This is a genomic window from Staphylococcus nepalensis, assembly GCF_002442935.1.
Lineage (GTDB): Bacteria > Bacillota > Bacilli > Staphylococcales > Staphylococcaceae > Staphylococcus > Staphylococcus nepalensis.
Map to the genome: position 1 here is coordinate 66167 of NZ_CP017466.1, position 11933 is coordinate 78099.

An 11933-nucleotide genomic window follows, 5' to 3' on the forward strand; every position below is an offset into this window, starting at 1 on the left:
GTATATCTCCTTTAGTAGATAAAAAGTTGAAGTTCTCTACTTCTATATTATCAGAGATTAAAATAAAAAAAACAGTAATAAGAGCATCTCTCACCGTAAAGTGAAGGATGCTCTATTTTTATTGTAAGTAATATAATGTTCATTTTGATAGGTAATGATTAATAATTATCTGTAAATCATTGTTAAGTACCGTTGTTATAGAGTCATCATTCATAAAATCGTCATAGATTTTATCAAGTATTTCCTCCTCTTCAATTGCTGTGAAGTGATGTACTAGTCCTTTTACTATTGAAACGTAATCATGTGATGCTAAACAATTAGCAACCCTATGCCAATCTGATTGTGTAGTATCATGGTTCATAGATGATCCTCCTTTTATTTCAACGTCCATTTTTGACGTGCTTTAGGGTTAAGTGGATGCATGATTTCATTCGTTACTGGATTAGTGAGCTTTTTGACTTTCTTTTTATGAGGTTTTAACATTTCCATTACTTGTTCAACACGTTCTACAACAACTGACCGCTTCGCATAGGCACCATAAGCTAGAATCACTGTGTCACTTTCACTTATCGCTTTCATCAAGTGAATGTTTGTGTGCTCATCGTATGGCTCTTTGATATGCTTAAGATTTTCAGGTGTTTTGATATTAGAGAATAGATTTACAAGATATACACCGCCATATTGTTCAGAATTTGCTAATTGGTTGAGGATAAGAACTGTTGTAAGATCGAGTGATAATACGCCATCTAAATGAGGATACATCGTTATCACTGTACATGCGGGTTTGTTTTTATCCCAAGTCTTTTTGAGTAAGTAACGATGTTTTTCATCGTCGCTAAAAATTGCTTCTGTGTGTATGGTGCTTTTGATTGTATTCATAGTATTCACTTCCTTTAGTATTCTTCGGGTAAAAGCATGACATAATAAGAAAGGTCTATATCATCTTCACGAATGATATAGACCCTATTGATATTGATAGGATGTTTGACATTTGACTTATGAGTTTTCACATATGTTGGTCGTTCTTGCTTGTGTTTGATATATAGTCGATCATTGTGCATGTTGAACTGGAAAATATGAAAGTAATCTATTGCTTCTAGTTCCTTAGACTGTTCGTTTTCACGTTGAGCTACAAGTTGCCATAATTGATGTTGTAAGGTGATAGGTAAGTTGTTATCGATACCACGAGTGATATATCTATTCATAAGCGTTTTCCTTTCGTTCTGCTTCTTTCATCCAAGTAATGATTTCACTTAGAACTGTAATGACGAGTTGTGTAATTTTGATATATTTATACATATTATTGTCCTCCTGTTAGTAAGTATCGTTGATCCAAAAGGGGCATGACCGTGTTGTGTAGATATAAGAAATCCATATCGTGGTTTTCATCAATATAACCAATGGCTATGAGCTGTTTCTGATAGTAGAGAATGAAAGGGTAGATATTACTTTCGTGAAGTGTATCAGAGTAGTAGGTGTAAGTTTGAAGTGTTTTATTACTGAGTGGCCCAAGCCTTACATATTGGTCAGGTAAGATATCATCAGCGATTTCCTCGATAGATTCACATTCCCACTTTTCATCTTTTGGCAGTTTGAATAAGTTGGTTATATAGTGCTTGAGTTGTTGTTCTAGTCTCATCATTATGACCTCCTAATGTGTTTGATGGATGTATGCATGTGATACATCATTTTGATAATATAAGTTTGAAATACCATTTGTTTCGCCTAGAAATCCCACTGAAATATAGAAAAGATCCCAATCGAAAGTCGTCACAATTGTTGATATGATAAGGAAATCCCGTTATCCCGCTCAATTCTCGGGAAATATAGCTATATATTTATATATCATTTGGATTAATAGGTGTGGTTATGATTTACTTTTTTCTTTTTATATTATTTATTTATAAATAATAATGGGATTTCGGGATTACGCTTGCGTAATCCTTCTCCTACATGAAGTTAGCCAATCCCGTTACTATCCCACTTATATTTTGTTTTGGGATGTTCTTTCGTCATATCAATATAAGCTTCACATTGAGTTATGAGTAGTTAGCGTGTTGAAGATATTTGTTAGATAGGTGTTATTGAATGACGAAAGGACAAAGGAAAAATTAATTGAAATACATACCGATTTTACTTTGACTAACTTTAACCTTTAGTGTAATATAAAGTGAAAGTCAAAGGAGTTGAAGCTAGTGGTAAATTTTAATAACTATGGCCATTATTCAGATGATGACTTGAAGTATGAAATGAATGGTTCTATTGATGGTTATCATTTGCATGATGGAATATACATTACCGATAAAGTTTGGTCTCATATGCAGATAGAAGATGTAAGTTTTGAAAAAGCTTTGAATGATCTAGGGTTGAATTATGATGATGCTGTTGCAGATGAAGAAGATATCCATGAATTCGAGGAAAAGAGAAAGCGTTTTATGGAAGATCCAAATAGGTTTCCATTTGAATATGATGAAGATAAGTGATAGGCAAGGTGCATAAATGCATCTTGCTTTTTTATTAAATTGTAAGGTAAAGTGTTTGAGGCAAAAACAAAGACGAAGTGCTGAGGAGCACTTCGTCGAGCGAGTTATTATTGAAAAGTTGTTTAATAATTTCATTATTGAGCTTGAGTGTGACAAAGAATTGCTTTTTATGACTCTCATCTTTACGAATATCGATACAATCAATGACCGTAAGGTATAATGCCTTGAGTTGCGATTTATCCATGGATTCTATATTTTGAAATATTCGTTGTAATAAAGCAGCGATTTGCTTCGTATCGTAAGATGGTTTTTCTTGGTTTTGTTGCTGCTTGAGTTGATTCATTTGGTTTGTAATGTCATTGAGTTGTGTTTCATATTGATGAATGGTTGGTTTGAGTGCAGATGTTAAGTCTGGATTGTCTTCGATGGTTTGAATTAGATTTTTTAGTTTAATGTTTATTTCATCAAATTGTTGTTGTTTATAAGCAATATCATGGTTAAGTGCAGCTACATCGACTTGATTTTCTTGATTAACACGTTCGACAACTTGTTTGAGAACTTTATCACTTTTGACAATTTCCAGTATCTGATCCATAACATATTTTTCAATGACATCGGCTCTAACACTATTGGCCGAACATACCTTTGATCCTTTGTTGCGAAAGTTACTACACGAATAGTAGCGAATACGTTTCTTTGTACCATCTTTAAGTGTGTTGGTGGTATTGCTGGCAGCCATGGGTGCGTTACATTGTGGGTTTGGACAATGCAGAATCCCTGTTAAGAGGTTTGTCCCTTTTCCATGAACTTGTGGCTTTTTGCTTACTTGCTTCTTACGTGCTTGTACTTTATCCCATAAATCTTGACTAATAATAGGTGTGTGTTTGCCTTCAGCGATCACTGGATTATCATTCAAGCCTTTACGTCGTTTATCATTCCAATCTTTGTATTTCGCGAATTGAATTTTACCAATATAGAATGGGTTTGAGAGAATATAAGTAACAGCTGAAATACTAAATGGATTACCTTTCTTAGTGACATAACCTTTATGATTGAGTGCATTGGCTATTTTACGATAACCATGACCTTTGGCATAAGATTCAAAGATATATTTAACGATGTTAGCTTCATGTTGATTAATAATTAATTCTTTTTTATTATCAGGTATGTTATTATATCCTAATGGAAGATTTCCTTGATAATAGCCCTCTAAAGCTCTTTGATGTTGGCCGGTGTAAATATTCTCTAAAATTGTATTTCTTTCAAATTCGGAGAAACTTGCAAGTATATTTAATAATAGTTTGCCGGTCGAATTTTTGACTTCCATGCGTTCAGACAGGCTAAAAAATTCAACATTTTGGCGATGTAGTTCTTCGACTATTGTTAGTAGGTTGGAAGTATTACGTGCTAAACGATTTATTTTATAAACAATCACACAGTCTAACTTTCCATTTTTTGCGTCTTGTAACATGCGCTGTAGTGCAGGGCGGTTCATAGATTTTCCAGAAATACCTCGATCTGCGTATATATCAACGAGGTCATAACCATTAAATTGGCAAAATTGCTCTATTTGTGTAATTTGCCCATCTACACTATAACCTTCCACTTGTCTCTCTGTGGACACGCGAATGTACGCTCCGATTCTTTTCTTCTTCATTTCATTCATATTTTTTCATCCTTTCATCTATTAAGCAATCGATGATTGCGTAGTTTGATTGATTATGTTTAAAGGTTCATTTTTGAAATAAATGCCAACAAGTATTTTCTTTTTTGTGATATGAATTTCATCAATATAAGGGTATAACATGTTTAACGTGAAACGTTGTTTAATGACGTTTTGAAAAGTCCTTTTAATTTGAAATGCATTGATTGACGATATAGGTTTAGATTGTTGACGTAATAATTGCGTTTGTTCTCTGAACGTTTCTGCATCAATTTTGCCTTTGGCTAATTTTTCTATCAGCTGTTCATGGTTTAGTGTATTTTTGGTTTCTATGTCTCTTTGGTTTTTGAGTTGTTTTTGAATTGATTGGTTGATTTTTGAGTATAGCTGTTGGTTCTGAAAGAAGTCCTGACAAGTCGTTAAAACACTTGTTTCTAATTCTTGTGCATTGATGCCTTTGAAGTCACAAACAAAACGTGATTCATTCATATTTCTTGGGCAGACATAGTAACGTAATGAATGCGTCCCTTTTCTAATGGTCATATTGGTAAGTTTAGATCCACAGTAGGGGCATTTGATTTTTTGTTTGAGTTGATTGTCTGAAGGTGTTCGTTTGATTTGTTTTTGCGATCGTAGAGCTTGCGCTTGTTCGTACATATTTGTAGAAACAATAGACGGAAATATGTTGTCATATTGTCCATATTTATTGATAACACGACCACAGTAATTGGGATTCATAATAATATTACGTACTTGATAAGGTTTCCGGTTGAGTAGTTTGTTATCTTCTTCTAAGAACTGTGTAATTTTTTTATAGCCATTACCTTGAAGATAGTAATTGAATACGGCAATTACCGTTGGTGATTCATTCTTATTTATCGTGAATGTATCACGTTTGTAGTGGTAACCAAAGGGGGCGTGTGTAGTTATCAATTTACCCTGACGCGCTTTTTCTTTTATCCCGTTGTTTACTTGTTCGCCAATATTATCAGATTCTAATTCGGCCAAGCTGATGAAAATATTGAGTTTGAGCCGATCGAATGCTTTATCCATATCAAAATAGCCATCATGAACGCTTAAGATATGGACATGGTATTTTTGACACAATTTCATGAGTTTTAATGCATTTTTTAGATTACGATGAAGTCGATTCAGACGATAGCAACATAGTACGTCACATTGTCCTTGTTGAATCAGTTCAGTAATTTGTTGGTAACCGTTTCGCTTATCAGTGCGTCCTGATTGCTTATCGCTATAAAATGTGATGTGTCGAATATTGTGTTTTTCAGCTAATGTCTTGATGGCTTGTTTCTGTGCCGGAAGTGATTGTTGTTTTGTTGTACTTTGACGTAAGTAACCCATTGCTTGTTTCATCCTGTTTCCTCCTTTCAAAGGGATAATATATATTTATGAATGAATTTACACATAAGCCCAACACCAATCAGGTATTGGGCGTTATTATTAGTCATCAGCGTGATTGATTTCTTCAATCACTAAATCAGCGAGTAATGTGATTAATTCGTCCATATTCTTCCTCCCAATTGACTTTGATAGTAGTAAAAGTGTTATTCCAACATTGGAAACGTTGTAATGAGTTCGATACCTCGTGTTGAGCAGAGTCTGACCAATTCAGGATAATCTTCATAAATGCCCCAAAAGACAATACGTTTAGGTTTGACGTGCTTCAGTTTAATATCATTTATTAATTGGTTATCGTCGTTATAATCTTTTGTGATTTTATAACCATGTTTTTTACAATATGTTCTTACAGTATCAATAGGTTCGTCTAAGTAGGCTTCTCTTTCATCTGTAATATTATGTGCTAATACAATTACATTCATAGTTAATTCCTCCGGTTGATTTAATGAGCTACAACGCATAGCGCGTTGTAGCGGTATAATATTCAAATTTATAGTTCCAAATCGTCACTTGCTTCTTTTTCTTTCGCTTGTTTAATAAAATTATTAAGCAAATCTGGATTTGTATTAATATCAAATTGCGGTGGTGTGAAAGTTTCTGTATTGGAACTTAAGCCAAAAATAGGTGCAAGTTCTTTATCCAATATAAGATGATAGAATACAATCGATTTTGTTTTACCTTGAGTATTTTTGATACTACGCTTTGTTGTCTGACGACCTCGGTCGGATTGAATATGTCCTTTATCTCGTAGAGCATTGACGACATTTTGCACATCTTGGAACTGATACTCTTCCAGCATATGTTTAAAAACATCTTTAAGCATTTTGACTTGAATGTGGTCGTCTTTCAGCTCAATAAGGCCATAATTTTCAATCATTGTTGAGAGTTTTCCATTTTCAGCAAATTTCCCACGATTTCTCATGACGAACTGCACAATTACATCGATGGCCTTATCCCCCAGGGACCTTTCACTTACGGAATCAGCGTGATAATTAATTAGGTACTCTCTTACTGCATCCAAATCTATGGGTGTCGCAATTACACGTGCTAATATTCTTGCTGATGTCGTAATGGTGGCGTAGCGCTTAAACATACGTATGCCTACATTGTTTGTTTCATTGTTAAGCTGTGTTTTGAACCAATCGTGTTCACAATGAAACCAATTGATTACTTCAGATTCACGATTTAGAAGATATTCAGCTACTAATGGCATTACGTGTCCATAGTTTTTCGATGTTCCTTTTTTTATGGCGTCTGCATTGTCAGCACTTGTAGTAAAGACATCAGAAATTTCTATGCATCTTGCTCTCAGACCGTCATTTGCACTAGCATCTTTGAATATTGTGTGTTCTGCTGTACTAATCACACTAGATCCAAAGTGGTGAGGATTTTTTACATTTCCTTCTCGATTAGCACGTAGACGACCTTGCCCCTCTGCTAGGGAATAAAGTAAACCATTTGTATCTTTAAAGGTAGCTGCTGATAATTCATCTAAGGCAATAGGAACACCAAAGTTGTTACTTAAGTATCCTTCAATTGCATTACGGGTGCCGTTCCAACCTCTGAATAATGTTTGGTCACCTTTAGATGGATTACCTGCTATTGAAACTGCTAATGCCGCTGCAGTCGATTTACCCGTACTAGAGTTCCCCATAAATGAAAATACCGTGCCAAAATATTCGACTTCATGCTTTGTTTTTAAGAACGCAGTCACTAATGAAGAAACACCAAATATCACAGCAAGCTCCAGTAACAAGTTTCCTTTTACTTCATCAAGATACATTTGCCACCAGCCTTCAAATGTACCTTTAGGTTGTAAGTCATACTTTGTTTCACAAATGATTTCATCAGCCTGAGACTGCTCGATGTCTTTTGAAAGATATGGTTCATCTAATGAAATGACAGTACCTTCATCAGTACTTAAGACACCTACACCTGTATACAATGTAGAAATGGGCAGTGATTGACGCATTAATTGTAGTGCATTACCTAGCGATTTAATGTACTTTTCATTGATGCTGAACCCAAACATAACCAGTCTAGGTAACTTTTGTGTCGTTAGAATATCTGACGTTTCAATACGTTCAATATTTTTGCCATCCGTGATAGTCAATTTCTCAACCCCTGTAGTAGGGTCGAGAAATTTGTTTTCTATGATGATTGGACTAGATAAACGAATTATCTTATCTTCGTCATTTTTGTTTTTTGCTCGAATAAGTTCATACCATGCAGTTGAATCTAACCAGTATGGATATTGCTCGAAGATATTGTCAGTCATTAGTTGTTACCAACTTTCACTTTTTTATATGTGATAGGATAAGTGTGATCGACTATAACAAATGGTACATCAGCATTTTTAACCCAGTATGCAAAACGTCTTGCAGCTTCTTGCTGATCAGCCGTATTGCACATATGATTCACGCTTTTACGCAAATCGCTATAATGAAAACACTTATTCTCAGGAAATTGATAAGCAACTGCAATAGATGCTCTGTATAAAAAGTTTTGTGCATTACTTTTCATTTTAAATTCCTCCAATAACTTTTAAAGAGTCAATCTGATTAAACAAGTTAACACCTATTCAATCGATTGCTATAATAAGCTTAATTGAAAGAAATAGATTTACCGCGGAACAAAAAATAGGAGGGAGGGGTATGTGAGTGATACCTACTTTGGAAGACGTAATTATTTATAGCGATGATTTTATCGATATAATTAACTACGATACGTCATATCTAGTATATGAAGATGTGTTGCTGATAAAAAGCTTAAACGATTTAAATAAGTATCAAATGGTGGATAGGGTATTATTCATGCAAAAATATTGTAAAGGTGATTTTGATTACTTGTTGGATGATGCAGAATTTAGATATATAAACAAAAATTATAACAATTTAAATTTATTTACATTTATTAACAGTGTAAATAACAACTTTAGTCTTAAACCGTTTTTAAATGAGGAACAGCTAAAATCAATATTAGCCATTAAGAAAGAAGATGCAGCTTGGAGCTATAATTCATCTATTACTTCAGATGAATTATCTAAATTAAATAAGACGCAAAAAAAATTAAGTACAAAGCTCGGTAGTATCTATACTATTTCAAAAAAAGACAAAGAATATGTGCGATTGGGACCAAAATTATCCTATATAAATTTACAACAGCACTGGAAATATTTACATAGTGAAATTAATTACTATAATTATCCTAATCAATTGATAAGTTATGTAGCATTAGAAATGGAGTATGCCTGGGCTTTTTTTAATGAACTATTTTATTTGATTGATTTATATCTGAAATCTCTAATTGCTCAAAAGAAATCTGTTGCAAAATATAAGTCGAGAATAATTAAATTCATTCAAGAGTATTTGATAATTTTACTTATAGATATACAATTACCAACTGTTAGGATTTGTTTGATTAGGAGTATAGTAGATGAGTGTGAGAACGAAACGGATTATAATAAAAAAAGAAAGTTGATAGAGCAAGCTGTCCAAAGGTATAAATATGTGAAAGGTCAAGTAGTTAGATTTCAAAGTGCCATGAAAGCATTAATAAAAACACCAATATCTATTGAAAAAAATATGATGAGAGCTAAAATTAATAATTATAAAAAATATTATTGTCCCAGACAAAAAACTAAATGTAGTAATATTGAATATAATGTGAGTTTGTTTTTTGAAGCTGTAGAAGATTTTAAATAAATTAGCTATAAAAAATGAATATAAATGGTATTTCTAGTTTATATATGATATAGCCATTATATGCATTGAATAATCATGAGGAGTGAAAGTCAAATTAAAGTTAAGTTGAAAAAGTAAATGAATGCAGATAAGTTATAATATGGCTTCCAGTTCAATGGTCTAGTCTAATGACAAGGAAAAAAATTTTAATTTAGCATCAGCACCTCCTATATTCAATTAACACTTAAATTTTACTTTGTAACTAAACATATAATGTGATAATATGTAGCAAATACTTCATTTATGAATATAGTGAAGTATTTAATTTTTATCGATAATTGAAAACGCTTTCTATTAGAAGGAGATGCATTTATTATGAAAAAAAGTAGATTTGCTGTTCCAAATACATTTGTCATTCTCTTCGTATTATTATTTATTGTATGGCTTTTGACATTTGTTATTCCGTCAGGGGCTTTTAAGACGAGCGGGGCAAATGATGCAGTAATTCCAGGAAGTTTTAAATATATAGATAGTGGATTTTTAAATATTTTAGATTTCTTTAAAGCTATACCCAAAGGGTTAATCAGTACGGCAGATTTAATCTTCTTAGTATTAATTATGGGAGGATCCGTTGCAGTTATTGAAAAGCAGGGTACATTTAACGCAGCAGTACAAAAATTGGTCGATAAAACAGGTGGTAATATATACACACTTATTATCGTTATTGGTATTACGTTCGGATTGATACACGCATTTGGTGTAAGTGCGAATGCAGTGATTGCATTTATTCCACTAGGTGTTATTTTAGCTCAAAAATTGAAATTAGATGCAATTGCTGGTGTAGCAATCGTATACCTGAGTTACTTCGTAGGTGCCGTTGCACCATTATTTGATCCCATTGCTTTAGGTATTGCACAGTCCGTTGCCAAACTACCGATATTCTCAGGTGTTGGGTTGCGCATAATCATGTTTATTGTATTTATGATCATAACGTTAGCCTATATTATTTGGTACATTAAAAGAATTTCGAAAGATCCAAGTAAAAGTTTGATGGGTAAAGAAAAGTTTACAAAGTCAATGACTGATAATCCAGAGGAACGACCACCATTAACAACAAGACATAAAATTATTATTTTCTTGTTTTTCGCTACAATATTAGTATTTGTTTATGGTTCATTGCGACTAGAATGGGGTGTTAATGAATTATCTGCCTTATTTATTATAGATGGTATTTTAACTGCAGTTGTAGCAAAGCAGAAACCGAATGAATTTATAGATACCTTTATGAGTGGTGCTAAAAACATATTATTTGGTGCATTAATCATTGGTGTTGCACGTTCTATTACGATATTAATGGAAGATGGACAAATTTTAGACACCGTTGTTCATGCTTTGTTCGTTCCATTAAGTCAATTGTCACCGATGTTGGGGGCAATTGCTATGTTCTTATTCAACGTGATTTTTAACTTACTAATACCTTCTGGTAGTGGTCAAGCTGCAGTAGTTATGCCTTTAATGACGCCATTATCAGATGTGCTTGGTGTGACACGTCAAACAGCAGTTATTGCTTTCAAAATGGGTGATGGTATTACAAACATGGTTACACCTGTTTCTGAAACATTGATGGCTATCTTAGCAGTCGGTGGTGTCCCTTTCACGAAATGGTTTAAATTTGCGTTACCTTTAGTATTCATTTGGTCTTTTTTAGCTATTATCTTTGTTATTGTGGCAGTCTTAATTAATTATGGTCCAGCTTAATAGAAAAAATATAGAAACGGAGTTGTTAGCAAATGGAATCAATTACTTATCAAAGTCCAAGTTTGTCTACGTATGATGTTTGGAATTTTGGCAAAGGTGAAGGCCCATCCATCGTTATTACTGCAGGTATACATGGCGTAGAACAAACTGCAATATACGTAGCAGAACAATTAATTGACTACTTTAATAAGCATGAGCCGTCAGGTAGTGTTAAAATAATACCCGTTTGTAATAAAGCTGCATATTTCGATCGATCAAGAACATCACCTTACGATCAACTTGATTTAAATCGAATCTTTCCAGGAGATAAAGATGGTTCGCAATCGATGCAATTGGCGCATGCGCTATGGCAGTCTACAGAAGGTGCAGATTATTTAATAGATTTGCATTGCTGTGGGCAACACGGTTCGAATTATGTCATGTCATTGTATAGTGAATATGAGCAACAACAGCCTCTAGCGTTAGCTTTAGGTATACCGAACGTCGTACATTCTGGAGGTGCTGCTGGTCAACTCTTTTTGGAAGCATGTAAAAGAGGGCAACAAGCGCTACTTGTAGAATTAAAGGGCGGGCAGCCTGATGGCATGGTTGATTTTGAAGCAGCAGCATTGTGTGAATCACGTTTACTTCAATTTATGTCTCAAAAAGGTGTGATACATGATGACAGTGAAGCAGCTAATGACGACGTAACGGTTTGCTTCCATAAAAAAATGACAACACTTAAATCAGATCGACATGCTTTTTTTAAAGCGATGATGTCTTCTGGTACTCATTGTAAAAAGGGTGATACACTGGGTATGTTAGATAATAAACGCATTCAAGCACCTTTTGATGGTTATATTGCTGCGATTAATTATTCAAGATATTGTTTTGCAGGTGAGCGAATGGTGCGTATAGCTGAAAATAATACTGAAAGGTAAGGAAGCC

The 11933-nt window shown here is 33.8% G+C and carries 13 protein-coding genes; 4 read left to right on the plus strand and 9 right to left on the minus strand.

From position 1 onward, the window contains the following. Positions 1-139 precede the first annotated feature (139 nt). From BJG89_RS00275 to BJG89_RS00290, 4 genes are all read right to left on the minus strand, one after another. Positions 140-361 (minus strand): hypothetical protein, encoded by a 222-nt coding sequence (locus BJG89_RS00275; protein WP_037576854.1) that lies wholly within the window; start codon positions 359-361, stop codon positions 140-142. A 14-nt stretch (positions 362-375) separates the two neighbouring features. Continuing rightward, on the minus strand, positions 376-879 hold the full coding sequence (locus BJG89_RS00280; protein WP_096807989.1) for a DUF1643 domain-containing protein: 504 nt from the start codon (positions 877-879) through the stop codon (positions 376-378). Between the two features lie 14 nt (positions 880-893). Further along, positions 894-1205 (minus strand): DUF960 family protein, encoded by a 312-nt coding sequence (locus tag BJG89_RS00285; protein ID WP_096807990.1) that lies wholly within the window; start codon positions 1203-1205, stop codon positions 894-896. A gap of 95 nt (positions 1206-1300) precedes the next feature. Beyond that, a complete protein-coding gene (locus BJG89_RS00290; RefSeq protein WP_096807991.1) occupies positions 1301-1639 on the minus strand; it encodes an SAUGI family uracil-DNA glycosylase inhibitor in 339 nt (112 codons plus the stop codon). 556 nt (positions 1640-2195) lie between these two features. Here BJG89_RS00290 and BJG89_RS00295 point away from each other — a divergent pair. After that, positions 2196-2483, plus strand: coding sequence for a hypothetical protein (locus BJG89_RS00295; protein WP_232514191.1), 288 nt, complete (start codon positions 2196-2198; stop codon positions 2481-2483). A gap of 34 nt (positions 2484-2517) precedes the next feature. Here BJG89_RS00295 and ccrB read toward each other — a convergent pair whose 3' ends face one another. From ccrB to ssb, 5 genes are all read right to left on the minus strand, one after another. After that, positions 2518-4149, minus strand: coding sequence for a cassette chromosome recombinase CcrB (gene ccrB / locus BJG89_RS00300; protein WP_096807992.1), 1632 nt, complete (start codon positions 4147-4149; stop codon positions 2518-2520). A gap of 21 nt (positions 4150-4170) precedes the next feature. After that, a complete protein-coding gene (ccrA, locus tag BJG89_RS00305; RefSeq protein ID WP_096807993.1) occupies positions 4171-5520 on the minus strand; it encodes a cassette chromosome recombinase CcrA in 1350 nt (449 codons plus the stop codon). A 191-nt stretch (positions 5521-5711) separates the two neighbouring features. Continuing rightward, positions 5712-5987 (minus strand): recombinase family protein, encoded by a 276-nt coding sequence (locus BJG89_RS00310; RefSeq protein WP_096807994.1) that lies wholly within the window; start codon positions 5985-5987, stop codon positions 5712-5714. 68 nt (positions 5988-6055) lie between these two features. Continuing rightward, entirely contained in the window at positions 6056-7843 is a 1788-nt protein-coding gene (cch1, locus tag BJG89_RS00315; protein WP_096807995.1) for a cassette chromosome replicative helicase, read from the minus strand. After that, positions 7843-8088: a cassette chromosome ssDNA-binding protein gene (gene ssb / locus BJG89_RS00320; protein ID WP_096807996.1), complete on the minus strand. Its 246-nt coding sequence runs from the start codon at positions 8086-8088 to the stop codon at positions 7843-7845. Before ssb ends, cch1 begins: the two co-directional genes overlap by 1 nt. Before the next feature lie 137 nt (positions 8089-8225). On the opposite strand from ssb, the gene BJG89_RS00325 reads away from it, so the two are divergent. From BJG89_RS00325 to BJG89_RS00335, 3 genes are all read left to right on the plus strand, one after another. Further along, positions 8226-9269 (plus strand): ACP synthase, encoded by a 1044-nt coding sequence (locus tag BJG89_RS00325; protein WP_096807997.1) that lies wholly within the window; start codon positions 8226-8228, stop codon positions 9267-9269. 354 nt (positions 9270-9623) lie between these two features. Further along, positions 9624-11006, plus strand: coding sequence for a YfcC family protein (locus tag BJG89_RS00330; protein WP_096807998.1), 1383 nt, complete (start codon positions 9624-9626; stop codon positions 11004-11006). Positions 11007-11038: 32 nt separating this feature from the next. Beyond that, on the plus strand, positions 11039-11926 hold the full coding sequence (locus tag BJG89_RS00335) for a succinylglutamate desuccinylase/aspartoacylase family protein (RefSeq protein ID WP_096807999.1): 888 nt from the start codon (positions 11039-11041) through the stop codon (positions 11924-11926). Positions 11927-11933: the final 7 nt, after the last annotated feature.

Coding starts and splice junctions, on each gene's coding strand:
- BJG89_RS00280 (WP_096807989.1), bottom strand. CDS start 879: ATGAATACAATCAAAAGCACCATACACACAGAAGCAATTTTTAGCGAC.
- ccrA (WP_096807993.1), bottom strand. CDS start 5,520: ATGAAACAAGCAATGGGTTACTTACGTCAAAGTACAACAAAACAACAA.
- BJG89_RS00310 (WP_096807994.1), bottom strand. CDS start 5,987: ATGAATGTAATTGTATTAGCACATAATATTACAGATGAAAGAGAAGCC.
- ssb (WP_096807996.1), bottom strand. CDS start 8,088: ATGAAAAGTAATGCACAAAACTTTTTATACAGAGCATCTATTGCAGTT.
- BJG89_RS00275 (WP_037576854.1), bottom strand. CDS start 361: ATGAACCATGATACTACACAATCAGATTGGCATAGGGTTGCTAATTGT.
- BJG89_RS00290 (WP_096807991.1), bottom strand. CDS start 1,639: ATGAGACTAGAACAACAACTCAAGCACTATATAACCAACTTATTCAAA.
- BJG89_RS00335 (WP_096807999.1), top strand. CDS start 11,039: ATGGAATCAATTACTTATCAAAGTCCAAGTTTGTCTACGTATGATGTT.
- BJG89_RS00285 (WP_096807990.1), bottom strand. CDS start 1,205: ATGAATAGATATATCACTCGTGGTATCGATAACAACTTACCTATCACC.
- ccrB (WP_096807992.1), bottom strand. CDS start 4,149: ATGAATGAAATGAAGAAGAAAAGAATCGGAGCGTACATTCGCGTGTCC.
- BJG89_RS00330 (WP_096807998.1), top strand. CDS start 9,624: ATGAAAAAAAGTAGATTTGCTGTTCCAAATACATTTGTCATTCTCTTC.
- cch1 (WP_096807995.1), bottom strand. CDS start 7,843: ATGACTGACAATATCTTCGAGCAATATCCATACTGGTTAGATTCAACT.